The sequence below is a fragment of the Paracoccus aminovorans genome (assembly GCF_900005615.1).
Taxonomy (GTDB): domain Bacteria; phylum Pseudomonadota; class Alphaproteobacteria; order Rhodobacterales; family Rhodobacteraceae; genus Paracoccus; species Paracoccus aminovorans.
Genome location: NZ_LN832559.1, coordinates 663,251 through 686,771 on the forward strand (window position 1 = coordinate 663,251; position 23,521 = coordinate 686,771).

Genomic DNA, 23,521 nt, shown 5'->3' on the forward strand with positions numbered 1-23,521 from the left:
GGGATTCGCCGGCGCGGCGGACCGATGCGCCATCCGCCGTCAGAGGAATTTCGCTGGAAACGCCGCGGGAATAGGCAGAAAATCGCTGCAACCCGTCTAAAATTGAATCGCTTTAGTCATTTGCCGAAACCGGCCGGGGGTATACGCACTTATTGCGAAAGCCCTGTCAAAGAGGGATAAGCGTCGGACCGCCGGCGCAAGAGATCAGGAGATCGGATTCATGAACCGCAAAGTCACCAAGGCCATCTTTCCCGTGGCTGGCCTGGGCACTCGCTTTCTACCGGCGACCAAGAGCATTCCCAAGGAAATCATGACCTTGGTTGACCGGCCGCTGATCCAATACGCCATCGACGAGGCGCGCGCGGCCGGGATCGAGGAATTCATCTTCGTCACCTCCCGTGGCAAGGGCGCGCTCGAGGATTATTTCGACCACGCGCATGAGCTGGAATCGAGCCTGAAGAAATCCGGCAAGACCGAGCTTCTGGACATTCTGCGCGGCACCAACATGGATTCGGGCGCCATCGCCTATGTCCGCCAGCACAAGGCTTTGGGCCTGGGCCACGCGGTCTGGTGCGCCCGCCGCCTGCTGGGCAACGAACCGGTCGCCGTGATCCTGACCGACGACGTCATCATGGGCGAGCCGCCCTGCCTGCAGCAGATGATCGAGGCCTATAAGGAAACCGGCGGCACCATGGTCGCGACCATGGAGGTCCCGGCCGAAAAGACCAAGGCCTACGGCGTCCTGGACGTGGCCGAGGACATGGGCGCCATCGTCCGCGCCAAGGGCATGGTCGAGAAGCCCAAGGAAAACCCGCCCTCGAACCTGGCCGTCATCGGCCGCTACATCCTGGCGCCGACGGTCATGGACAACCTCAACAAGCTCAAGCAGGGTGCCGGCGGCGAGATCCAGCTGACCGACGCCATCGCCGACGAGATCGAGGAAGGCCGCGACGTCTTCGGCCTGCGCTTCCGCGGCCAGCGCTTCGACTGCGGCAGCAAGGCCGGCTTCCTGCAGGCCACCGTGGCCTTCGGCCTGGCGCGCGACGAGTTGAAGCACGAATTTGCCGAATACCTCTCGGACATCACCGCGATGTACAAGGCGGCCGAGTAAGCATGACGGAAACGGTTCTGGTCACCGGCGGCGCGGGCTATATCGGCTCGCACGCCTGCAAGGCACTGCGCAAGGCGGGTTTCCTGCCCGTTACCTATGACAATCTCTGCACCGGCTGGCAGGACGCGGTGAAGTTCGGTCCCTTCGAGCAGGGCGAACTGATGGACCGCGCGCGGCTGGACCAGGTTCTGGCCCGCCACAGGCCCGTCGCGGTGATGCATTTCGCCGCGCTCAGCCAGGTCGGCGAGGCCATGCGCGAGCCTGCCAAATACTGGCGCGGCAATGTCGGCGCCTCGCTGAACCTGATCGAGGCCACGCTGGCGGCCGGGGTCAGGAATTTCGTATTCTCCTCGACCTGCGCCACCTATGGCGACCATGACGGCGTGGTGCTGGACGAAAACACCGTCCAGACGCCGCTGAACGCCTATGGCGCCAGCAAGCGCGCCATCGAGGACATGCTGAAGGATTTCGGCGCCTCGGACGGGTTGCGCTCGGTCATCTTCCGCTATTTCAACGTCGCCGGTGCCGACCCCGACGGCGAGGTGGGCGAGTTCCACCAGCCCGAGACGCATCTGATCCCGCTGATCCTGGACGCGGTGGACGGCAAGCGCGATGCGCTGACCATCCACGGCACCGACTATCCGACGCCGGACGGCACCTGCATCCGCGACTATGTCCATGTCATGGACCTGGTCGATGCGCATGTGCTGGGCCTGCACCACCTGCTGGCCGGCAAGGTCGCGGATGGCGGGCGCGAGGTGTTCTGCCTGGGCACCGGCAACGGCTTTTCCGTGCGTGAGGTGGTGGCCGAGGCCAAGCATGTCACCAACCGCCCGGTGCCGATGGTGGATGGCCCGCGCCGCGGCGGCGATGCGGTCAAGCTGGTCTCGGGGTCGGAAAAGGCGGTCTCGGTGCTGGGCTGGAACCCGGCGCGCTCGACCATGCAGCAGATGGTTGCGGATGCCTGGCGCTGGCACCAGAACGGCGGTTACGCCCGGTGACCCCGTCCCGGCCGCCCGGTCCGCCTCGACGGGCTTGGTCGGCTTGGCGGCTGCGCTGGAAGCGACGCAAGCTGATCTGGCGCGCGATCCGCGCCGGGCGCGCGCTGACGCCGCTGGCCGACCGCAGCGCGGCGATCCGGCGCGACGACATCCTGGGCTTCGCTACGCTGCGCAACGAAATGCAGCGCCTGCCCGAGTTCCTGGCCCATTACCGCAAGCTGGGCGTCGCGCATTTCCTGGTGGTGGACAATGCCAGCACCGACGGCAGCGCGGAATTCCTGCGCGCCCAGCCCGACGTCTCGATCTGGAGCACGGCGGCGAGCTATCGCGACTCGCGCTTCGGCCTGGACTGGATGGGCGCGCTGCTGCTGCGCCACGGCCATGGCCATTGGTGTCTTTGCGTCGATGCCGACGAATTGCTGGTATATCCGCATTGCGACACCCGCGACCTGCGCGCGCTGACCGCGCATCTGGATGCGCAGGGCATCGCCGGCATGGGCGCACTGATGCTGGACCTGTATCCGCAGGGGCCGCTGGACCAGCCCGCAACGCAGGGCAGCGTCATCGAGCAACTGCCCTGGTTCGACCCCGGCCCCTATCGCTGCCAGGTCCTGCAGCCGCGCCGCAACCGCTGGGTCCAGGGCGGGGTGCGCGCGCGGGTGTTCTTTGCCGACCGGCCGCAGCGCGCGCCGACGCTGAACAAGCTGCCGCTGATCCGCTGGAACTGGCGCTATGCCTATGTGAACTCGACCCATTCCATGCTGCCGCCGCGGCTGAACGACCTTTACGACGGGCCGGGCGACCCGCGGCTGTCGGGGGTCCTGCTGCACAGCAAGTTCCTGCCCGGCATCGGCGCCCGCTCGGCCGAGGAACTGGCCCGCCGCCAGCATTTCGCCGATCCCGACGCCTATGCCGGCTATCACCGGGCGCTGACCGCGGCGCCGGTGCTGTGGAGCGAACGCTCGGTCCGCTATCGGGATTGGCGGCAACTGGCCGAGCTGGGGCTGATGGGCGGCGCGGGCTGGGGCGGCGATTGACCGCCGGCCCGGCGCAGAAGGATGAAACAGCTTGCGAAAGACCGCGTCACGACGCATGTCCCCTTAGCATGAAGCAAGACCGTCACATTCAACCCAAGGATGGCCCTCGGTGCCCAGGCTGAAGCGTTGGCCGATCTGGACCCGCCTGCGCCGCCGGGTGCGGCGGCAATGGCTGATCGCCCGGGCCTTGAACCGGGGCCGCGCCTTGCGCCCGGTGCGGGACCGAACCGGCGCCATCCGGCGGGGCGACATCCTGGCCTTCGTCACCCTGCGCAACGAACTGGTCCGGCTGCCCTGGTTCTTCCAGCACTACCGCAAGCTGGGGGTGCAGCATTTCCTGGTGGTGGACAATGCCAGCACCGACGGCAGCACCGATTGGCTGGCCGGTCAGCCCGACGTTTCGCTGTGGCGGACCGAGGCCAGCTACAAGGAATCGCGCTTCGGCATGGACTGGCTGAACTGCCTGCTGCGCCGCCACGGCAGCGGCCACTGGTGCCTGACCGTCGATCCCGACGAGTTCCTGGTCTATCCGCATCACGACACCCGGCCCTTGCAGGCGCTGACCGACTGGCTGGACGCGGGCGACAGCAAGAGCTTCTCGGCCATGCTGCTGGACATGTATCCAAAGGGCTCGCTGGCGTCGCAGCCCTATCGCTCCGGCCAGGACCCGTTCGAGATCGCGCGCTGGTTCGATCCGGCGAACTATACCATCCGCAAGAATTCCGAATACGGCAACCTGTGGATCCAGGGCGGGCCGCGCGGCCGCGCCTTCTTTCGCGACAATCCCGAGGCCGGCCCGGCGCTGAACAAGATCCCGCTGGTGCGCTGGGAGCGTTCCTACGCCTATGTCAGCTCGACCCATATGCTGCTGCCGCGCTCGCTGAACATGGTCTATGACGAACATGGGGGCGAAAAGGCCTCGGGCTGCCTGCTGCATGCCAAGTTCCTGTCCACCTTCGTCGAGAAATCGGCCGAGGAGCTGACCCGGCGTCAGCATTACGCCGACAGCCAGGAATACCGCGCCTATCATTCCGGCCTGCAGGAGGACCCGGACTTCTGGTGCGGGGAATCCTGCGAACTCCAGGACTGGCGGCAGCTCGAGGACCTGGGCCTGATCTCGAAGGGGAACTGGGCATGACCGGGGACGGCGACGCCATCCGGCTGGGCGTGGTCATGCTGTGCCATGACGAACTGTCCATCGCCGCCCGCATGGCCCGCGTCTGGGCCGACGGCGGCGCCTCGGTCGCGATCCATGTCGATGCCAAGGCGCCGGCCGAGGCGGTCGAGGCGATGCGTCGCGACCTTGCGGACCGGACGCAGGTGCTGTTCAGCCCGCGCCATTCCTGCGAATGGGGCATGTTCAGCCTGGTCAAGGCCACGCAGGACGCCGCGGCCCTGCTGCTGGACCGCTGCCCCGAGGTGACCCATGTGCTGACGGTCTCGGGCTCGTGCCTGCCGCTGCGGCCGGTGGCCGAGCTGTGCGCATTCCTGGCCCTGCACCCACGCCGCGACTTCATCGAAAGCGTGACCGCGGCGGATGTGGGCTGGACGGTGGGCGGGCTCAACGAAGAACGCTTCACCCTGCGCTTCCCGTTCTCGTTCCGGCACCGCAGGAAGCTTTTCGACCGCTATGTCGATCTGCAGCGCCGGCTGCGCTTTCGCCGCCGCATCCCGCAGGGGCTGGTGCCGCATCTGGGTTCGCAATGGTGGTGCCTGACCCGCACCACGCTGGACGCGATCCTGACCGATCCGCGCCGGGCCGAGTTCGACCGCTATTTCGCCCGGGTCTGGATCCCGGACGAGAGCTATTTCCAGACCCTCGCCCGCCGCCATTCGCTGAACATCGAAAGCCGGTCGCTGACGCTGGCCAAGTTCGACGGCCAGGGCAAGCCCTATATCTTCTACGACGACCATCTGGAGATGCTGCAGCAATCGCGCTGTTTCGTCGCCCGCAAGATCTGGCGCGGCGCGGCGCGGCTGCACGCGCATTTCCCGCAGGGCGACCCGACCCGGCCCCTGGCCGACGAGCCGCGGCCTGAGCGGCTGGACCGGATCATCAGCCAGGCCGTGGCCCGCCGCAACCTGGGCCGGCCGGGACTTTACATGCAGAGCCGCTTCCCGCTGAAGGACCGCGAGAACGGCAAGACCTCGGCCCCCTATGCGGTGCTGCAAGGCTTCAGCGACCTGTTCCCTGGCTTCGAGGACTGGCTGTCCGACCGCGTCGATGCCGATGTGCACGGCCATCTGTTCGCCGTCCATGGCGCCGAATTCGCCGGCCGCCGCCCGATCGGGCCGGGCGGGCTTTCTGACGGCGCGGCACTGCGCGACATGGACCCGCGCGGGTTCCTTGCCAACCTGATCCGCATCAGCCGGCGCATGCAGGTCTGGCAGTTCAGCCCCCGCGACGGGCAAGAGATGAACTGGTTCACCGCCACCGACCCGAATGCGCGCATCTTCGTCGTCACCGGCGCCTGGGCGGTGCCGCTTCTGCATTCCGACATGCCCTTCGACGACATCCGCCGCGTGGCCGCCATCCTGCAGCGCACGGAACTGGCGCAGATGCAGGTGCTGAACTCGGTCTGGCTCAAGGCGCAGACCCAGGTCTGGGACCTGGGCGATTTCTGTGCCCGGCCCGCGGCCGTGCTGCGCGGTGTGCTGCGCCAGCTGGGCGGCGACCCCGAGACGGCGGCGACCCTGCCGCCCATGCGCGAGATCGCGGGCATGGGCCGGTTCCTGCAACGGCTGCGCAACGCCGGCCTGCGGCCGCAGCTGATGGGCGATTTCCCCGCCACCGACACCGATCCCTCCGTTCCGCCTCAAGAAAGACCCGCGCCATGACCCAGCCTTTCCGCAGCTTCGTCATCTTTGCCGAGATGCGCACCGGCTCGAACCTGCTTGAAGCGACGCTGAACGCCGTCAAGCGCGTCACCTGCTTCGGCGAGGCCTTCAACCCCTACATGATGGGCTGGCCCGACAAGGACGAGCTCAAGGGCATCACCAAGGCCGAGCGCGACGCCGATCCGCACCGGCTGCTGGCGGCGATCTTCGACAAGCCGAACCACCTGCCGGGCTTTCGCTATTTCCACGACCACGATCCGCGCGTCTTCGACGCCATCATGGAGGACCGGGCAACCGCCAAGATCGTGCTGACCCGCAACCCGGTGGACAGCTATGTCTCGACCGCGCTCGCCCGCGCCACCAACCAGTGGAAGCTGAACGAGACCGAGACCCCAATCCCCGCCGCCGCCCGCTTCGACGGCGCCGAGTTCCGGCAGGTGACGGGCGAGATTGAGGAGTTCCAGCTGAAGGTCCTGCACCGGCTGCAGATCACCGGCCAGTCGGCCTTCTGGCTGGGCTACGAGGATCTGCGCGACGCCGAGGTGATGACCGGGCTGCTGCACTGGCTGGGCCGCACCGACCTGGAGGGGGTGGAGCCCGCCAGCGACCAGGTGCCGCAGAACCCCCGCGAACTGGCCGAGAAGGTCGAGAATTTCGACGAGATGCAGGCGGAACTGGCCCGCCTCGACCCGTTCATGCTGCGCAAGATCCCGAATTTCGAGCCGCGCAAGGGTCCGGCCGTGCCCTCGTTCCTGGGGGCCGAGGCGGGCAAGGGGCTGATCTTCATGCCCGTCAAGGGCGGCCCCTCGGACAGCGTGGCCCGCTGGCTGGGCGCCATGGGCGCGGTGACGGGCGACTTCAACCACAACAGCCTGCGGCAATGGAAGCGCCAGCATGTCGGCCATCGCAGCTTCACCGTGCTGCGCCACCCGCTGCCGCGGGCCTGGGCCGCATTCCAGGCGCTGCTGAAGGGCAGGAATGCCGAGCTGCGCCAGCTCATGCGCGACATCCACCGCGTCGCCCTGCCGCCCGACCCCGAACTGCCGGGGCTGGGCGACGGCCGCAAGGCCGAGCTGTTCGAGGCCTTCCTGGATTTCCTGCGCCGCAACCTGAACGGCCAGACCACGCTGCCCACCCATCCCGGCTGGGCCAGCCAGTCCGAGACGCTGGCCGGCTTCGCCCGCTTCGGCGCCCCCGACATGGTGCTGCGCGAAAGCCAGTTGCCGCGCGAACTGTCTTGGCTGGCGGCCAGCGTCGGCATCAAGGCGCCCGCCGACCTGCCGGACGCCGAGCCCTTTCCGGATTTCCTGAACGAGCAAAGCCTGCGCGCCGCCGCGAAAAAGGCCTATCTGCGCGATTACGTCGCCTTCGGCTTCGCCGGGCAGCCCTGAGCCGTTCAGCCCTGCGGCAGCATGGCCTTGCGCTGGCGGTTGCGCTCCAGCCCCAGCTGCCGCTCGCGCCAGATGATCAGCATCCCGGCGGCGATGACCAGCGCCGCGCCCGCCAGCATGGTCGCGCTGGCCGCTTCGCCGAAGAAGAACCAGCCGATCGCCAGCGCCAGCAGCATCGAGACATATTCGAAGGGCGCCACCAGCGAGGCATCGGCGAAGCGATAGGCCGAGGTCAGCAGGATCTGCGCCAGCCCGCCCAGCAGCCCGATGGTGATCAGCAGCGCCAGCGTGCGGGCGTCGGGCATGATCCAGTTCGGCAGGGTGACCAGGCTCAGCACCGTCGAGGTGATCGAGAACCAGAACACGATGGCCGAGGTCTGTTCCTGCTGGGCCAGCCTGCGCACGAAGATCATCGCCATGGCGGTGCAGCAGGCCCCGGCCAGGGTCACCGCCGCACCCAGCATCTGCCCGTCGCGCAGCCCTTCATGCGCGGTCAGCCGCGGCGACAGCACGATCAGCACGCCCACCAGCCCCAGCCCGACCATGGACAGGCGGAACAGCCGCACCTGCTCGCCCAGGACCAGCGCCGCCAGGATCACCGTGAACAGCGGCGCGGCGTAGTTCAGCGCCGTGGCCTCGGGAAAGGGCAGCAGTGCCATGCCCCAGAACCACAGCGCCATGGCCGCCGTGCCGCAGATGCCGCGCCAGAAATGCCCCATCGGCCGATGCGTCTTCAGCCCGCTTCTGAGGTCGCCGCGGAAGGCCAGCCAGACCAGGATCACCGGCAGCGCGAAGAGCGAGCGGAAGAACACCTGCTGCCCCGCCGGCACGCCGTGGCCGCCCGCCGCGGTCGCCTTGACCAGCGCCCCCATGACGGTAAAGACCAGCACGCTGAGGCATTTCAGCAGGATGCCCCGCAGCGGGCTGGGCAGGCTTGGGGTCATGGCAATCGCTCGCAGGCCCATCGCGCGGCATCGGCGACGGCGGGGTCGGGGTCCTGCGCCAAGGCTTCGGCCAAGGGCCGCAGATGCGCAAGCCCCGAATTGCCGATGGCGTAAAGCACATTGCGCACCATGCGGTCGCGGCCGATGCGCTTGATCGGGCTGCCCGCGAAGCGTTCCCGAAAGCCCGCATCGTCCAGAGCCGCCAGTTCCGCCAACGCCGGGCCGCCATGCGGGCCGTGATAGCGCAGTTCGGTCGCGGCCTGGGCGAACTTGTTCCAGGGACAGGCGGCCAGGCAATCGTCGCAGCCATAGATGCGGTTGCCCAGCATCGGCCTCAGCTCCGGGTCCACCGGCCCCTTGTGCTCGATGGTCAGGTAAGAGATGCAGCGCCGCGCGTCCAGCTGATAGGGCGCCGGAAAGGCCCCGGTCGGGCAGGCGTCGAGGCAGGCCCGGCAGGATCCGCAATGGCTGCGCTCGGGGGCGTCCTTGGGCAGGTCCAGCGTGGTGAAGATCGCGCCCAGGAAGAACCAGCTGCCCAGTTCCCGCGACAGCAGGTTGGTGTGCTTGCCCTGCCAGCCCAGCCCCGCCGCCTGCGCCAGCGGCTTCTCCATCACCGGGGCGGTATCGACGAAGACCTTGATCTCGCAGCCCGTCAGCCCGACCAGCCAGCCGCCCAGGCGCTTGAGCCGCTTCTTGACCAGATCGTGGTAATCCTTGCCCTGGGCATAGACGCTGACCGCGCCGCGATCCGGATGGTGGATGATCTCCAAGGGATCGTGCTCGGGCGTATAGAGCTCGGCCAGCATGATGACCGAACGCGCCTCGGGCCACAGCGCGTCGGGGGCGGCGCGCCAATGCGTGCGCTCGGCCATCCATGCCATGTCGCCGTGTCGGCCCTCGGCCAGGAAGGCGGCCAGACGCTCGGGCAGATGCGGGTTGGCGTCCGGTGCGCAGATGCCAAGCGCCGAAAAGCCCTCGGCCATGGCCTGCTTCGTCAGACGCGAGCGGATCTCGGCCGGGTCGGAAATCCTGATCCTAGAAGTCGAGCAGGGCATAATGCGGCGCCGGGTGGACGCCCGGCAGGTGGTCGGCCAGCAGGCTGCGAAAGGCCGGCCGCGACTTGACCTTGGCATACCATTCCTGCACCTCGGTCGAATAGGTCCAGTCCACGTCCGAGATGTAGTCGAGGCAGGACAGATGCGCCGCGGCGGCGAAATCGGCCAGCGTCATCACGTCGCCGGCCAGCCAGCGGCGATGTTCGAGCAGGCTTTTCATGTAGTCGAGGTGATAGCGGATCGCCGACAGCCCGGCCTTGACCGTGCGCGAGTCCGGATAGCCCAGGCGCATGACCTTCTTCCAGACCCGCTCGGTCATCACCGGCCTGGTCACCTCGGCGTTGAACTTGTCGTCGAACCAGGCGCAAAGCCGGCGGACCTCGTAGCGCTCGATGGCGGCATGGGGCATCAGGGCGGGCTGCGGAATGGTCTCGTCCAGATATTCGCAGATCGCCTGGCTTTCGGCCATCAGCCGGCCGTCCATGCGCAGCACCGGCAGCTTGCCGGCCGGGTTGCGGCGCAGGATTTCGCTGCCCGCTTCCCAGAAGCGGTCCTCGACCAGCTCGACCTCGATGCGCTTCTCGGCCAGCACCAGCCGCACCTTGCGGCAAAAGGGGGACAGGGCGACGTGGTAAAGGCGGATCGTGGAATTGGGCGAGGAATTGTTCATCTGGGAAAACCGTGCGTGGCTGGGCCTTCGGGTTGATACGCCTCGGGGGGCGCGGTTTCAACCGCGATGCGCGGATCAGCGCCCAAGCACCAGGCAGGAATCGCGGCCGTCCGCCCGGATCGTCTGCGCGCCGCTGACGATGGACCGGGTCCGGGCCGAGCCGGTCTGCGGGTTGCGCGTCCGCGGCGAGGGCAGGATCGAGGCCAGCGCCGCCGATTGCGCCAGCGTCAGCTTGTCGGGCGTGGTCTTGAAGTAATATTCCGCCGCCGCATGGACGCCGAAGACGCCGCGGCCGAATTCGGCCACGTTCAGATAGACCTCGACGATGCGGCGCTTGGACCACAGCGCCTCCAGCATCGGGGTATAGAGCGTCTCCATCACCTTGCGCGGCCAGCTGCGGCCCTGCCACAGGAACACGTTCTTGGCGGTCTGCTGGGTGATGGTCGAGGCGCCCCGGCTGGAGCCCGAGGCGATCACCTTGCGGATCTCGACCATGTCGAAACCCCAATGGGCGCAGAAATTGGCGTCCTCGGCCGCGACCACGGCGCGGACGATATGAGGCGACACCTCGTCCAGGTCGACCCATGCGCGCGCCGGGCGGCCCGGGAATTCGCGCTGACCCTGGATGATGGTCCAGGTGCTGGGCGGGTTGATGAAGGAAAACAGGAACACCAGCACGAACATCAGCGCCAGCAGCCGAAGCCCGATCCAGCGCGTCCAGCCCCACAGCCACAGCCCCGCGCGCCGCAGCGGGCGCCACCGCCGGCGCAGGGCGGTCGGCGTCCGTGACGCCTCGGGGTCGGCAAGGGTCTGGCTGCGGCGGGGCATGGGCGCGTCCTGTCACGCCCATGCCCCCTGCGTCAAGCGATCAGGCGCCGGCAGGCGGGGCCGAGGGCGCCGGATCGGCCTGGGGCATGCCCAGGGCGGCGCCAAGCTTGCCGCCGGCAAAGGCCTCGCGCAGCTTCTCTTCCTCGGCATCGGGCAGCGAGGTCTGCAGCACCCGGCCCTTCATGTGAAAGCTTTCCAGCCGCGCCAGCACCTTGTCGGCAGTCATCTTGCGCACCAGGATGAACACGGCCGAGCCGCCGGGCGGGATCGAATGGCCCAGCTCGCGCATGAAATCGTCGTTGATGCCGATGTCGGACAGCTTGCCGGCCAGCGCGCCCGAGGCCGCGCCCACCGCCGCGCCCAGAAGCGGGTTCAGGAACAGAAGCCCGACCAGCGTGCCCCAGAAGCCGCCGCCAAGCGCGCCGGCCGCGGTCAGGTTCATCGCCTGGTGCAGCTTGACGTCCTCGGCCGTGGGGCGGGTGACGACCACGGCATCCTCAAGCTCGATCAGATATTCCTTCTGCATCTTGACCAGTTCGGTGCGCAGCTCGAAGCCGGTGGCCTCGTCGTCGAAGGCGATGACAAGCAGGTCCGACATGGCGGGAATCCTTTCCAAAGGGTGACGCCGGCCAACGCCGTCCCGGGCACCCCGGTTCCAGAAGGGGCTTTACCGCCGCGCCGCCCTTGCCCAGAACAGGGGGGCGGGAGATGCAGGAGAGGGAGCCGCCCATGGGCAATCCGCTTTACGACGCGCTGGTGGCGCCGCTGGCCGGCCGGGACTCGGCCGTGCTGATCGACGCGGCCGGGCAAGAGATTTCCGGCACGGCGCTGCATGGCATGGCGATGGCCATGGCCGCGACGCTGGCCGGGCTGGGGCTGCGCCCGGGCGACCGCCTGGCGGTGCAGGTCGAAAAGACGCCGCAGGCCATGGCGCTGTATCTGGGCGCGCTGGCGGCGGGCGTAGTCTTCCTGCCGCTGAACACCGCCTATACCGCCGAAGAGGTGGATTACTTCGTCGCCGATGCCGGCGCCGCGCTGCTGGTCGGCGATCCGGCCAAGGCCGGGCCGCTGCGGGAACGCGCCGCCCGCCACGGCGCCGGCTTCCAGACCCTCGATGCCGCCGGGCAAGGCAGTCTGGCCGAATTGGCGGCGCAGGCCGGGACGGCGGTGCCGGCCCAGCGGGGCGCGGACGATCTGGCCGCGATCCTTTACACCTCGGGCACCACCGGCCGCTCCAAGGGCGCCATGCTGAGCCAGTCGAACCTGCTGTCGAATGCCGAGGTGCTGGTGCGCGCATGGCGCTTCGGCCCGCAGGACGTGCTGCTGCACGCGCTGCCGATCTTTCACACCCATGGGCTCTTCGTCGCCTCGAACGTGTCGCTGCTGTCCGGCGGCGCGATGATCTTCCTGCCCGGCTTTAAGCTGGACCAGGTGATCGCCTGGCTGCCCCGGGCGACGGCGATGATGGGCGTGCCGACCTTCTACACCCGGCTCCTGGACGATCCGCGCTTCACCCGCGACCTGGTCGGGCATATGCGGCTGTTCACCTCGGGCTCGGCGCCGCTGCTGGCCGAGACGCATCGCCGGTTCCAGGACCGCACCGGGCATCGTATCCTGGAACGCTACGGGATGACGGAAACCAACATGACCACATCGAACCCCTATGACGGCGAGCGCCGCCCCGGCACCGTCGGCCCGCCGCTGCCGGGGGTCGAGCTGAAGATCACCGGCGAGGACGGCGCCCCGGTTCCGCAGGGCCAGCCCGGCATGATCGAGGTGCGCGGCCCGAACGTCTTCCTGGGCTATTGGCGCATGCCCGAGAAGACCCGCGAGGAGCTGCGCGAGGACGGCTTCTTCATCACCGGCGACATCGGCACCGTGGACGGCGACGGCTATGTCAGCATCGTCGGCCGGCAGAAGGACGTGGTCATCACCGGCGGCTTCAACGTCTATCCCAAGGAGATCGAGCTGATCCTGGACGAACAGCCGGGCGTGCTGGAAAGCGCGGTGATCGGCGTGCCGCACCCGGATTTCGGCGAGGCGGTGGTGGCGCTGCTGGTGCCCGAGCCCGGCGCTGCGCCGGACCCGGCGGCGATCCGCGCCGCGCTGTCGGGCAGGCTGGCCGGGTTCAAGCAGCCCAAGCATGTCGCGGTGCTGGACGCGCTGCCGCGCAACACCATGGGCAAGGTGCAGAAGAACCTGCTGCGCCGGGATTTCGCCGGTCTCTTTGCCTGAAACCCCGGGCGGCCGCCGGCCCGCAGCCGGCGGCCTCTGCCGTCACTGCACCGAGGCCATCAGCGCGTCGAGCCCGGGCTTGCCGTCCAGCGTCGTCACGCCCTCCAGCCATTTCGCCGCCGGCGCGGGATTGGCGGCGATCCAGGCCTTGGCCGCCGCGGCCGGCGCGATGCCGTCGTCGAGGATATTGCCCATCAGCACGTTCTCCATGTCCACGCTGAAGGTCAGCTGCTTGAACAGCCGCGCCACGTTCGGGCATTGCGCGACCCAGTCCTTGCGGGCGACGGTATGCACGGTCGCGCCGCCGAAATCGGGGCCGAATTCCTCGTCCCCGCCCGACAGATAGCTGATCGCGAACTTGACGTTCATCGGATGCGGCGCCCAGGCCAGAAAGACCGAGGGCGTGCCCGCCGCATCGTTGCGCGCGACCTGGGCCAGCATCGCCTGCTCGCCGGATTCGATCAGTTCCCAGTCGCCGAGGCCGAACTTGTCGGCATCGATCATCTTCTGGATCGTCTGGTTGGCCGGGGCGCCGGGCTCGATACCGTAGATCTTGCCCTGGAAGGCGTCCTTATGGGCGTCGAGATCGGCGAAATCCTTGACGTCCAGATCCTTGGCGGCATCGGTGACGGCCAGCGTGAACTTGGCGCCTTCGAGGTTCTGCACCAGCTCCTCGACCTTGCCCGAGGCGTCGAGATCGTCGCGGAACGTCTGCTGCGCGGGCATCCAGTTGCCCAGGAAGACGTCGGTCTTGCCGCTCTTCAGCGCCTCGTATCCGATCGGCACCGAAAGCGTCACGACGTCGGGCGTATAGCCCAGCCCCTGCAGCACTGCGGTGGCGACGCCATTGGTCGCGGTGATGTCGGTCCAGCCCGGATCGGACAGATGCACGGTGGCGCAGGCTTGCGGATCGTTCGCCAGCGCGGGCACGGCGGTCAGGGCCAGGACAAGGGCGGTCTGGGAAATCAGCACGTTTCTTTGCATGGTGGGACCTGTGGAGTTGACGCCGCGAGAGCCCCGCGGCTTGCCCGGCCATCAGTCCACAGAGCGGCCCCGTTCGCAAGCCGGAAGCGCCCGGGCCGTGTGGGCGGAGCGATCTGATCCTTGACGAATGCGGCCGGCTGGATCAAAGGTGGCGGCGGTCTGGGCCTGTAGCTCAATGGTCAGAGCAGGGCGCTCATAACGCCTTGGTTGGGGGTTCAAGTCCCTCCGGGCCTACCAGCCACTTTGCAAGTTACTGATATAATTGGATAATTGGACGCGTGGGTCACTTCGAAACCCGGCGTGGGTCACTTCGCTGTTCCGGGAATGATCTTGTCCAGGCGATCAACTACCTGTTCGGCTAGCAACGCGCGCTCGGCTGAGCGGATATAGATTCTGGTTTCGGAACTGCCCATTTCATGGCCGAGCAGCACATCGATCTCGCCGCTGGACGCGCCGCCTGATGTCAGGATTGCCGAAAGCCCCTTGCGGACCCCATGCAAGCTGCGCCCCTTCAGCCCGGCCGCTTCCGCCCATTCGCGGAACTTGTTCCCCAGCCCTGCGACGGTGAAGGGGGCACCATATCCGTTGAGGATATATGTCATGTTGCTGCTAGCGTGCAGTTCATCGATCAGGCCGGTCGGCATGGGCATTTCCACGGTGCCATGGGGTGCCTTGTCCTGTTTCCAGCGGAGCCAGACCCGGCCATCGCGGGTGAATTCGTTCTGCCTGCCCAGCCGGCAGAGATCCCCGCGCCGGGCGGTGGTGGACATGGCGAGTATCAGCGCCCGACGGGCCATGGTCCCCGGCTTGTGAAATGCCAGGAATGTCGCAATATCGTCTGCTGTCCACGGCTCAAAGCCCCCGGTTTGCTTCCGGTTGCGCTTCACGTCTCTGGTCGGATTGTCGCAATCGACATGCTCTCGCTGGATGCCCCATTTGTAGAGCGCGGATATGGCTTTGAGCAGGTTATCAGCCGCGCCAGGCGTGGCCATCAGCTTGTCATGCAGCTTGATGACGGCGCTTCTGGGCATCGCCGCATCCTTGCTTCCATATTCAGAGACCAGCTTGCCGAGGTGGTGACGGTGTCCTTTCAAGGTGAGTGGGGATGCCAAGCCGGTGGCGACGCGCTGTTCCAGATCTTTTAGGTAGAGACCAACCAACCATTCGACCGAACCTGTGATAGCCCGGCTTTTGGGAACAGGAACGCCGTCCCGCAGGGTCGAGTAGTGTTCGAGGAACTCTCGGCTTCCCGGTTCGCCTTTCAATGTCACCTTGACCTTACCGCGCCGGAATCGATACCGGACGGCCCCAGAGGGAAGTCGTTCCTCAGTGACATACTCCAGGCGCATCAGGTCCACGGTTCTGGTTTCCGGTCATCCTGCTCTGGCTTTTCTGGCATGTCCACCGCGGACGTGATGACCCGCACCATGCCGTCGCGCGGGAACTCGACTGCAGCAATCCGAAGGCCGGCCTTTCGAACAAACTCGATTGCCCTCAGCGTGGTCGCCTCGGTAGGAGCGAAGCGCTTCCTGGCGGCCATCACGCTTTTCCTTTCCTGACCTCGCGCGCCCGATGCTCCAGCTTGGCGGTCGCCATGATGACCGGTTTCAGCTCCGCGGGCGCACCGTCATAGTTGCGACCGAAGCGCCCGTTCAGCCGCGGCAACATCGCCCTGGGCACGGCCTCCCAGTTGCTCGGGTGGGTGTTGGTCTTGTCGCCATCCAAGCATTTCAGTGCATGGCCGGCCGGAATTGGGCCGTTCTCTAGTTCCCAGAGGTATCGATGCTTCATGACCCTGCGGGTATCGGCGCCCGTGTGAGGATTGGTGTCCGCTACAATGATCCACACATAACCGTCCTTGGGGTCGATAGATTCGTGCCCCGGTCCGCGCCACGTGTGAGGTCTGTTGCCCGGCTTGAACATCGTGTCCCTGGCTTTGGCCTTGACGTGCTCGGGCATCGGCTTGCCCTTGTTATGCGAGACCTGCCCAGGCGCGAACTGCCCGGTGCGACCGGTCAGCCATCCCTTGCGTTTGCAAAGGGCCTTGAAGTTCGTAAACGAGATATCCTGCCGCATGAAGCGGGCGCAGAACAGGGCATACGCTTCCGCGCGAGGCAGCTCCTTGTGCGCCTCGATCCAGGCCAACTCCTCGGGCTCGTAGGCGATGGCGCGCCCTTTCATGTGTCGCCCCCGATCTTGGGCAGCACGCCCTGACCATGTTCCGCAAACAGCTTCGCGGCTTTCAACTGGAGATCGGCATTGCCGACGATGCGATCGGCGACGGACACGATGGCGTGGGCGCGCTTGGCCTCCTGCTCGATCTGCTCGGGCGTCAGGGATTCGTCGGCCAGGCGTTCGAGTTGGGCGAAAAGATGGTTGTTCAGGTCGCCGAGCTTGTTTTTCATGATGCGTTTCCTTCGATGGCGGCCAGCTTGCGCTCGGCCGCGGCTATCCAGTTTCGAGAGGCTTGGTGCAGGCCGGATGTGCCGCTCGAGCTGATGCCGTGCATGCGGATGGTGTTGGTCCAGGCCTTGGCCGCGATCCGCGCGCCATAAGCGGTGCGCAGGTGGTCGGCCAACGCTTCGGCCGCGGCGCGGTGGCGACGGTGTTGATCCATGAGATCGCCAGTGCGGCTGTCGATCGAGGGCAGCGCGTCCAGGCGCTGGCGCAGGTCGGCGATGGTCTCGCGGATCAGATGCGGATCGGTGGGCCGCTTAGCCATGACGCACCTCCGCAACCCCGGCGGCATCCTCGCCCGCTTCCAGCGGCCGGGACAGCGCAACAGCGCCAGCAGCCTGCTGGCCATGCAGCACCGCCATCATGTCCGCCTTGAGCGGACGGGTACGCTGCGTGCGAATTGCAGGACAGGTCTGAGCTATGTAATCCGCGATCAGCGCGTCCTTCACCACTGCCAAGCTGGTGCCGGTTCCTGATGCGTCTCGCCGCGCTCGCTGGCGTTCGGCCACGATGAGCCGGATCCGGTCTGCCACACCCAGGCCGAAACCCAGATGGAACGACCTGCGATAGCGATCCGGCGGCGCGCGACGGAAGCTGCGCTGCCAGTGGTTCCGATAGGCCCGTTCCGAGGTGCCCTGGATCAGTTCGCAGAGATAGAGGGCGAATTCCACGTCCTCTGGTTGGCCGACCCATATATTCGTGCCGCGCCGCACCAGCGCCTGGCACTCGGCCAGCAGGCCAATGGCATAACTGGCCGCATCCAATGCCGGGTGCAAGCGGGCGCGGCCGGCGTTGTGTTCGCCCTCGGCGATTCCGGCGGTGCCGCGTTCGACCAGCTCGGTCTCTGTCACGCCATGCTCGGCGATGATCTTGGCTGCGATCCGCGCCGCCGCCTCGGCTTCGGCCTCGGATGATGCTGCGTCCGCCGCCCGGGCGCGCAGCGCCCTGATGCGGGAGATGACGTCGATGCGGTCAGCCTGTCAATCGGCATTCAAACGGGCCCCCTGATCGGCGTCCAAAAGTGACCCCTTTGGCGCGCGGGTGAGCAGGCCCGTGGCGGCGTAGCTTTCCAGCTGGCGCAGCCGACGCGGGCCTGCGTTTTGGAGGGTGTTCAGGCTCGGGTTTTGATGCGCCAGCTGTCGTTGCCGGTCTCGACGATGTCGCAGTGGTGGGTGAGCCGGTCGAGCAGCGCGGTGGTCATCTTTGCGTCTCCGAAGACGGTCGGCCACTCCCCGAATGCGAGGTTGGTGGTGACGATGACGGAAGTCTGCTCATAGAGCTTGCTGATCAGATGGAACAGCAGCTGGCCGCCGGACTGCGCGAATGGCAGGTATCCGAGTTCATCGAGGATGACGAAGTCGAGCCGCATCAGATGTTCTGCAAGCCGGCCTGCCCGTCCGGCACGGGCCTCGGCCTCCAGCCTGTTCACCAGATCGACGACATTGAAGAACCTGCCCCGGGCACCATTGCGGATGACCGCGCGCGCTATGGCCACAGAGATATGGGTCTTGCCGGTCCCGGTGCCGCCAACCAGCACGACATTGCGCTGTTGGCTGAGGAACTCCCCGCTGGCCAGATCTCGCACCAGGGTCTCGTTGATTGGGGTGTCATCGAAGGTGAACTCCTCGATCTCCCGGGCATAGGGCAGCTTGGCGGTGGTGATCTGGTATTTGACCGACCGCGCTTTCTTCTCGTTGATCTCGGCGGCCAGAAGATCTCCAACGATCTGGCGGGGTTCGTGCTGGCGGCGCACAGCCACCGCCATGAGTTCGTCATAAGCGGCGCGCATCCCGTAGAGCTTCAACTCGCCCATTGCAGCCATGATGTCAGCACGATCCATCAGCAGGCCCTCCGCAGCAGATCATAACGGGCGCAGTCCGCCACAGGCTCATGGGTCAACTGCAAGGCCGGAGAGGTCAGCAGAAGCGGTGGTGGTTCCGGATCTCGCCTGCGGGATAGAATATTGAGGATTACATCGGCAGAATGGACGCCTTGCGAGAGAGCTTCGGCACATGCCTTTTGAACCACAGGCATCCCTTCCGTCAGCACAGCGCCGAGGACCTTCACCATCTGGCGGTCGCCATCTGAGGAGCCCTGCAGCTTGCGGCGGATCTGTTCAAGAGCTCCGGGAAGAACCCAGTCCTTGAACGGTGCGCCGTTACGCAGCGCCCCGGGTTTGCGAAGCAGAACAGGCACATAATGCCAGGGATTGTAAACCGTTCGGTCCCGGCCGAAGTGACGCGGGTGGTCTCCGACCAGTCGGCCCTCCTGCCGGATCTCGATCCGCTCAGCATAGGCCCTGATCTCGACCTGCCGCCCGACAGCCGTTGCCGCGACGGAGTATTTGTTGTTGTCGAAGCGCACGAGACAGGTCTTTGACACCGCCGCAGGCAGTGAATGGAATCCGTCGAAGCGCCCGGCATAGGGGACAAGGTGCGGGCGCTCTTCCTGGAAGACCTGCCAGACGGTTTTGTCCGTCAGCTCCGGATGCTTGCTGGTTCTGGCCGAGGCGATGCACTTGTCCAGCAGCCAGGCATTCAGTTCCTCGTAGCTCTTGACCCTGACGCGGGGCGCGAAAAACCGCTGACGGACAGTGCCGACCTGGCTCTCCACCTGGCCTTTCTCCCAACCCGCAGCAGGGGTGCAGGCAACGGGTTCGACCAGATAATGGCTGGCCATCTGCAGGAACCGACGATTGTAGAGGCGTTCCTTGCCGGTGAAGATGGTCTCCACCGCCGTCTTCATGTTGTCGTAGATCCCGCGGGTGCAGGTGCCCTTGAAGAAGGCGAAAGCCCTGTCGTGGGCATCGAACACCATCTCCTGCGTCTCGCGCGGATAGGCCCGCACAAAGAACATCCGGCTGTGGCACAGGCGAACATGGGCCACTTTGATGGTGGTGGTCGCCCCATCGATCACCACAACCTCGTGGCTCCAGTCGAACTGATAGGCTTCACCGGGCGCAAAGCTCAGGGGCACGAAGGCGGCAGAAGCGCCTGAACTCTGAGTGCGTGCCCAGTTCGAGGCGTAGCGGCGCACCGCGTCATACCCACCTTCATAACCGAGACCGCTCAGTTCTTCGTAGATCTGTATCAGAGACTGACGTTCCCGGCTGGACCGCGCGGCGTTGACCTCCAGCAGCCGGTTGAGTTCCCCCAGCCAGGCACCCAGCTTCGGGCGCGGCTGCACCGTCCGGGTATAGGTGAACTCGGTAATCCCGGTGCGGATCACCTTCCGCACCACCTTCTTCGACAGCTTCAGGTCACGGCAGATCGTCTTGATCCCCTTGCCCTCGGTGAAATGTAGCCGCCTGATTTTTGCGATTGTCTCCACGATCAGCATCCCGTGCTCGGCCTCCGATAATCATCGAAGGCACAATGGACCCAACCCCCGGTCGGTGGGGTCCATTTTGGACGCCGATCACCCCAGAAGCGGGGTCCTTATTGCAAGCCGTTCAACATGGACGGCCTCTCCGTCGCCGTCGGCCGCGGGCTACGAATGGGAATGGGTCAAAATCCAGATCGGCCCCTCGCCGACCCGGCCGGCATGGAATGCTGGCGGGACGCTGGACGTAACGGCAGCGGACGATGACGGTGTGTTTTCAGCGTCGATCCCATGGGTCGAAGTCGGTGCAGAATATCAGATCAGGGTCCGCACCACCGGGCTCTATGGCGCCTCCGATTGGGCGGTCTCCGATCTCATCGTCGCCCGAGGCCCCTACGAAACGCTCGCGACACCGACGGCACCCTTGGCAACCGCGGTGAGCGCATCACGGATCAATATCACTGCGACGCAGGTGAGCGACTACCGGGTTCGGAAGTTGTGGATATACGCGAACAGCATCGACAGCCCACTGACGGCCAGCCTGCTGGACGACAGGTCGGCCGGCGCTTCGGTAACCGTCACCACGGCCGAGACCGGATTGGCCGCAGATACCACCCGCTACTATTTCACGCGCGCCTCCGACCAATGGGGCAACCTGTCGGATTTCTCGGCCAGCGCCAGCGCAACCACCACCTCCTGAAAATCTGAGGAACAGCCATGCCGGCACCCACTTTCAACCTGCCCGTTCTCGGGTCGGCGCCGAACCAGTATGCGACCGAGGAAGGGCTTGAGAACGCGGTCAATGCCTCGCTAGTGGCGGTGTGGAACGATGTCATTGCCAACGGCGGCAAGATATTCGCGACCCGTGCCCAGGCTGTCGAGGCCGGTCAGGCAGCGATCCCCGCCGCCTTGGTGCGGATCGTGACTATCGAGGGCACCGCCCTGGTCGTGCGCGGCCTGGGCGCCTCCGCTGACGATCCGCTGTTCGCGACCTATCCCTATTGGGGGGCGGTCTTGCGCCTCGACACCGCGAGCGAGGCGGCGGCACGCATCGCGGCCGACAATGCGGTGGGGTTCATATCGCTGGTAAACGCCGCGGCCGCGGCTCCTGCTGGTGGATCGACCATTGTTTCGGCCGAACTCTCCGCTGCAGCTGCAGCCAACGGTATCGCGGCGGGTGCCGGGTCCGTGGTCAGGCTGATCATGCCGGCCGGCGCCGAGGGCATGCTGCGCCTGCAGATCGCCGGCGACAGCGACAGGCCGATCATGCGCGAGCGTAATAATGCCAGCTTGCTGGCCAGCGACGTTTCGATAGGCGCTGCCTTGGTGCTTGAGCGGCGTGGTGGCAACTGGGTCCTGATTTCTGGGGCGGTGGGCACCGACCAGCATCGGCTGGAGCAATCCGACCGTGCCGCACAGGACGCTCTGCGCAGCGTGGCCATCGGCGCCAATGCGGATCTGCGCACCATCAACCTGGGCGGCGTGGGCGATGAATGGACCGCCGACCTGTCCTCGACCGTCACCAATGCCGGTGTCACCACGATTTCCACCTCGACGACCATCGAGATCCACCCCACTCGGACCAATACCACGTCGGAAATCTACCTGACCGTTGCCGGGATGCGCTATCAGATGCTCGACCCCGACGGCGCGGAGCTTCCGCCGGGATATTTCGTGGTCGGCCGCCGATATGTCCTGCGCCGCCGCAACACGGTGCTGCGCGTGGTCTCCGGCGATGTGACCGCCACGGATATTGCCGTGCTCACTGCCGATAAGGTTAGCAACGACAACCCCGTGAACACCGATGCGGGGTTTCAGGTCATGGACCTGGGCAGCAAGGTAACGTTCCTCCACGACGCCGAAGATAGCCCAGAACAGGCACCTCTCGACCAGAGCCTCGGCCTCCTCGTCGCCAGAGGTGAGCGCCCGGGCCCGTGCTAAAAGCGCAGGTAGAAGTTCAACGGTATTTTCGGTCATTCGCAGCCTCCCCTGGTATTGACCTTTCGATGAACTTCGCTCCGCAGAAATCGTTTCGGGGCGGATGGGTCACGGGCGGTGTTTGTCCTCCTTCCTTTCGCCAGTGACACGGGCAGCAGCAAGAGCGGCGTCCAGTTTCAGGGCCAGCACCACAAGCTTTGCGGAAGGATTTCCCGCATCGGGATCGGGGGGCGCTTTTTCTCGCGCCGTTCCGGGAGGATCGGATTTGGTCATTTTTATCTCATTTTCGTTGGATGTGCCGAGTCCACTGTGGACAATGCGACCCTCCCAACCTGGCAGATGGGCAAGTGTTCCCGCTGAGTAGAAAGTCCGACACAACGACCATCATCGGTCCCAACCCGTCGGTGCGCTCACAGGACGGCTTTTTGCATGTCGGATTACTATTCTTTCACGTGGGAACCATCGGTTACGAGATAAGTGCTGGCTGCCCGATGTAATGCGATCTGGCGGGTCCCATCTCTAGCTAGTCCGGCCGGTATCTTCCGGCGGCGAAATGGAGGTCCCAACATTGGGCACCGATAAAGAAAATCCGAACCCGCAGAAAACCGATCCGCAACAGGAGCAAAGCGGCTCCACGGGCAAGCAGCCCGGCGACGGTGACAAAAGCTCGTCCGCCGAGCAAAAGAGCGGACAAAGCAAGTAGGCATGGCCTTCAGGTTGTGTGTCACCGCGCCTCCTGATTGCAGCACTCCCGGTGAAGCGGCGCAACAAGGCATGACGATTCCTTTGTGCCGGCATGCGTTGCAGCTAGTAGCCGAGGGGCGTGGCGGTGGGTTCATCCCACCGCCATTGTTTGTCCTTAAGCAAGAGGTCTGAACATGATCAGAAGCGTGTCGCTGACAGATGCATTGAGCGGATTAACCGAGGTTTTCCAGAACCCGCCCTGGCATCTCGACGGCATCAGTCAGCATGTCAGAGGAAGCCTCGTGAAGCTGCGGCATGACGACGGCCGCGAGAGAATGATTCCGGTAAAGCTCGGCACAACCGGCCTGGACGAACGCTTTGCAGGATGGACAGGGGGCGGGAGGTCAGTCCTCCCCATCTCCTGATCAGCGGTCATAGCGTCTGAGGCTAGCGGGTATCGGGGCAGGGGGCGGCTCTTTTTGTGCTCCTTGTCGCGAAAGTCGCGGGTGCAGCAAGGGGTGCAGCCTGTAAAACTGTCGAAATATGCAGGGCGCTTTGGCAGGAGACATGCGCTAACCAGGACAGAGTTCACACGTTAAGACTTTGTCCCATGAAGCATTTATTCGCCGCCGTCGTCCTCGTCTCCATATCCGGCTGCTATTCGCCAGCCCCCCAGATTGATGCCACCGGCAGCGACAGCATCAAGGGCGTGGCAAACGGACATCGTCAGCCTACCGGAAATCGTAGCATTTGTTACGGAATCTAAAGAGTAGTCCTCGAGACCGAGGCCGGAGTTCGGCACCACCGAAAAGCTGTATACGGGCATCTTTCCTCAACACGGAGAACGGCTCTGCTGGCACAGACCATCTGGCCAGCAAGCAAAACACGCTTTGGTTGCATTGCTTGCACCCGTCAACAGGTTTTTGAACAATATAGTTTAGTTTTGCCTTATCTTGGATGAGCTAAGTCGCGACAACGCAAAGCGCGCGAAGATGAAGCGTCACCACCCGTAGGTCGAAGATCGGAA

General features: G+C 65.7%; 25 protein-coding genes, 1 tRNA gene and 1 pseudogene. 11 read left to right on the forward strand and 16 right to left on the reverse strand.

Going from position 1 to position 23,521, the window contains the following annotated elements:
• Window positions 1–220 precede the first annotated feature (220 nt).
• From JCM7685_RS03355 to JCM7685_RS03380, 6 genes are all read left to right on the forward strand, one after another.
• On the forward strand, window positions 221–1,111 hold the full coding sequence (locus tag JCM7685_RS03355) for a UTP--glucose-1-phosphate uridylyltransferase (RefSeq protein WP_074968180.1): 891 nt from the start codon (window positions 221–223) through the stop codon (window positions 1,109–1,111).
• 2 nt (window positions 1,112–1,113) lie between these two features.
• The gene (galE, locus tag JCM7685_RS03360; RefSeq protein WP_074968182.1) at window positions 1,114–2,112 is read left to right on the forward strand and encodes a UDP-glucose 4-epimerase GalE; all 999 of its coding nucleotides are present in this window, start codon (window positions 1,114–1,116) and stop codon (window positions 2,110–2,112) included.
• Window positions 2,109–3,149, forward strand: coding sequence for a glycosyltransferase family 2 protein (locus JCM7685_RS03365; protein WP_074968184.1), 1,041 nt, complete (start codon window positions 2,109–2,111; stop codon window positions 3,147–3,149). The genes galE and JCM7685_RS03365 overlap by 4 nt, the downstream gene beginning before the upstream one ends.
• A gap of 109 nt (window positions 3,150–3,258) precedes the next feature.
• Window positions 3,259–4,287, forward strand: a complete 1,029-nt coding sequence (locus tag JCM7685_RS03370; protein ID WP_083412754.1) for a glycosyltransferase family 2 protein — start codon at window positions 3,259–3,261, stop codon at window positions 4,285–4,287.
• A complete protein-coding gene (locus JCM7685_RS03375; protein ID WP_231964681.1) occupies window positions 4,284–5,987 on the forward strand; it encodes a beta-1,6-N-acetylglucosaminyltransferase in 1,704 nt (567 codons plus the stop codon). The genes JCM7685_RS03370 and JCM7685_RS03375 overlap by 4 nt, the downstream gene beginning before the upstream one ends.
• The gene (locus JCM7685_RS03380) at window positions 5,984–7,378 is read left to right on the forward strand and encodes a hypothetical protein (RefSeq protein WP_074968186.1); all 1,395 of its coding nucleotides are present in this window, start codon (window positions 5,984–5,986) and stop codon (window positions 7,376–7,378) included. The genes JCM7685_RS03375 and JCM7685_RS03380 overlap by 4 nt, the downstream gene beginning before the upstream one ends.
• Window positions 7,379–7,383: 5 nt before the next feature.
• Here JCM7685_RS03380 and JCM7685_RS03385 read toward each other — a convergent pair whose 3' ends face one another.
• From JCM7685_RS03385 to JCM7685_RS03405, 5 genes are all read right to left on the reverse strand, one after another.
• A complete protein-coding gene (locus JCM7685_RS03385) occupies window positions 7,384–8,322 on the reverse strand; it encodes a DMT family transporter (RefSeq protein WP_083412758.1) in 939 nt (312 codons plus the stop codon).
• Window positions 8,319–9,377 carry a tRNA epoxyqueuosine(34) reductase QueG gene (gene queG, locus JCM7685_RS03390; RefSeq protein WP_074968190.1) on the reverse strand — a complete coding sequence of 353 codons (1,059 nt, stop codon included), beginning with the start codon at window positions 9,375–9,377 and terminating at the stop codon, window positions 8,319–8,321. Before queG ends, JCM7685_RS03385 begins: the two co-directional genes overlap by 4 nt.
• Complete coding sequence (gene fzlA / locus JCM7685_RS03395; protein WP_074968192.1) at window positions 9,358–10,047, reverse strand: FtsZ-binding protein FzlA; 690 nt, start codon at window positions 10,045–10,047, stop codon at window positions 9,358–9,360. Before fzlA ends, queG begins: the two co-directional genes overlap by 20 nt.
• 75 nt (window positions 10,048–10,122) lie before the next feature.
• The gene (mtgA, locus tag JCM7685_RS03400; protein WP_074968194.1) at window positions 10,123–10,875 is read right to left on the reverse strand and encodes a monofunctional biosynthetic peptidoglycan transglycosylase; all 753 of its coding nucleotides are present in this window, start codon (window positions 10,873–10,875) and stop codon (window positions 10,123–10,125) included.
• A 40-nt stretch (window positions 10,876–10,915) separates the two neighbouring features.
• The gene (locus tag JCM7685_RS03405; protein ID WP_074968196.1) at window positions 10,916–11,473 is read right to left on the reverse strand and encodes a DUF1269 domain-containing protein; all 558 of its coding nucleotides are present in this window, start codon (window positions 11,471–11,473) and stop codon (window positions 10,916–10,918) included.
• A gap of 131 nt (window positions 11,474–11,604) precedes the next feature.
• On the opposite strand from JCM7685_RS03405, the gene JCM7685_RS03410 reads away from it, so the two are divergent.
• Window positions 11,605–13,110 carry a malonate--CoA ligase gene (locus JCM7685_RS03410; protein ID WP_074968198.1) on the forward strand — a complete coding sequence of 502 codons (1,506 nt, stop codon included), beginning with the start codon at window positions 11,605–11,607 and terminating at the stop codon, window positions 13,108–13,110.
• Between the two features lie 42 nt (window positions 13,111–13,152).
• Here the strand turns inward: JCM7685_RS03410 and choX are convergent, their stop codons facing one another.
• The gene (choX, locus tag JCM7685_RS03415; protein WP_408634317.1) at window positions 13,153–14,082 is read right to left on the reverse strand and encodes a choline ABC transporter substrate-binding protein; all 930 of its coding nucleotides are present in this window, start codon (window positions 14,080–14,082) and stop codon (window positions 13,153–13,155) included.
• 173 nt (window positions 14,083–14,255) lie between these two features.
• On the opposite strand from choX, the gene JCM7685_RS03420 reads away from it, so the two are divergent.
• Window positions 14,256–14,331: transfer RNA gene (locus JCM7685_RS03420), tRNA-Ile, on the forward strand.
• Window positions 14,332–14,399: 68 nt separating this feature from the next.
• On the opposite strand, the gene JCM7685_RS03425 is transcribed toward JCM7685_RS03420, so the two are convergent.
• The 9 genes and pseudogenes from JCM7685_RS03425 to istA form a co-directional block, all read right to left on the reverse strand.
• On the reverse strand, window positions 14,400–15,443 hold the full coding sequence (locus tag JCM7685_RS03425) for a site-specific integrase (RefSeq protein ID WP_083412755.1): 1,044 nt from the start codon (window positions 15,441–15,443) through the stop codon (window positions 14,400–14,402).
• Window positions 15,443–15,634: a hypothetical protein gene (locus JCM7685_RS03430; RefSeq protein WP_074968204.1), complete on the reverse strand. Its 192-nt coding sequence runs from the start codon at window positions 15,632–15,634 to the stop codon at window positions 15,443–15,445. The genes JCM7685_RS03425 and JCM7685_RS03430 overlap by 1 nt, the downstream gene beginning before the upstream one ends.
• On the reverse strand, window positions 15,634–16,275 hold the full coding sequence (locus tag JCM7685_RS03435; protein ID WP_074968207.1) for an HNH endonuclease signature motif containing protein: 642 nt from the start codon (window positions 16,273–16,275) through the stop codon (window positions 15,634–15,636). Before JCM7685_RS03435 ends, JCM7685_RS03430 begins: the two co-directional genes overlap by 1 nt.
• Complete coding sequence (locus JCM7685_RS03440; protein ID WP_074968210.1) at window positions 16,272–16,499, reverse strand: hypothetical protein; 228 nt, start codon at window positions 16,497–16,499, stop codon at window positions 16,272–16,274. Before JCM7685_RS03440 ends, JCM7685_RS03435 begins: the two co-directional genes overlap by 4 nt.
• Entirely contained in the window at window positions 16,496–16,816 is a 321-nt protein-coding gene (locus JCM7685_RS03445; RefSeq protein ID WP_074968212.1) for a hypothetical protein, read from the reverse strand. Before JCM7685_RS03445 ends, JCM7685_RS03440 begins: the two co-directional genes overlap by 4 nt.
• Window positions 16,809–17,402: a DUF7168 domain-containing protein gene (locus JCM7685_RS03450; RefSeq protein ID WP_074968214.1), complete on the reverse strand. Its 594-nt coding sequence runs from the start codon at window positions 17,400–17,402 to the stop codon at window positions 16,809–16,811. Before JCM7685_RS03450 ends, JCM7685_RS03445 begins: the two co-directional genes overlap by 8 nt.
• Before the next feature lie 6 nt (window positions 17,403–17,408).
• A pseudogene (locus tag JCM7685_RS20690) lies at window positions 17,409–17,519 on the reverse strand (DUF2786 domain-containing protein); the annotation flags it as partial.
• Window positions 17,520–17,662: 143 nt separating this feature from the next.
• Entirely contained in the window at window positions 17,663–18,391 is a 729-nt protein-coding gene (gene istB / locus JCM7685_RS03455; RefSeq protein WP_028030902.1) for an IS21-like element helper ATPase IstB, read from the reverse strand.
• On the reverse strand, window positions 18,391–19,890 hold the full coding sequence (gene istA / locus JCM7685_RS03460; protein WP_090271472.1) for an IS21 family transposase: 1,500 nt from the start codon (window positions 19,888–19,890) through the stop codon (window positions 18,391–18,393). The genes istB and istA overlap by 1 nt, the downstream gene beginning before the upstream one ends.
• A 67-nt stretch (window positions 19,891–19,957) precedes the next feature.
• Here istA and JCM7685_RS03465 point away from each other — a divergent pair, with 67 nt between their 5' ends.
• Both JCM7685_RS03465 and JCM7685_RS03470 read left to right on the forward strand, forming a co-directional pair.
• On the forward strand, window positions 19,958–20,572 hold the full coding sequence (locus JCM7685_RS03465) for a hypothetical protein (RefSeq protein WP_139218111.1): 615 nt from the start codon (window positions 19,958–19,960) through the stop codon (window positions 20,570–20,572).
• 17 nt (window positions 20,573–20,589) lie between these two features.
• Window positions 20,590–21,813 (forward strand): hypothetical protein, encoded by a 1,224-nt coding sequence (locus JCM7685_RS03470; protein ID WP_074969413.1) that lies wholly within the window; start codon window positions 20,590–20,592, stop codon window positions 21,811–21,813.
• 105 nt (window positions 21,814–21,918) lie between these two features.
• On the opposite strand, the gene JCM7685_RS19805 is transcribed toward JCM7685_RS03470, so the two are convergent.
• The gene (locus JCM7685_RS19805; RefSeq protein WP_170848952.1) at window positions 21,919–22,083 is read right to left on the reverse strand and encodes a hypothetical protein; all 165 of its coding nucleotides are present in this window, start codon (window positions 22,081–22,083) and stop codon (window positions 21,919–21,921) included.
• Window positions 22,084–22,688: 605 nt separating this feature from the next.
• Between JCM7685_RS19805 and JCM7685_RS03475 the strand changes: the two genes are divergently transcribed.
• Window positions 22,689–22,919: a hypothetical protein gene (locus tag JCM7685_RS03475; RefSeq protein ID WP_074969412.1), complete on the forward strand. Its 231-nt coding sequence runs from the start codon at window positions 22,689–22,691 to the stop codon at window positions 22,917–22,919.
• Window positions 22,920–23,521: the final 602 nt, after the last annotated feature.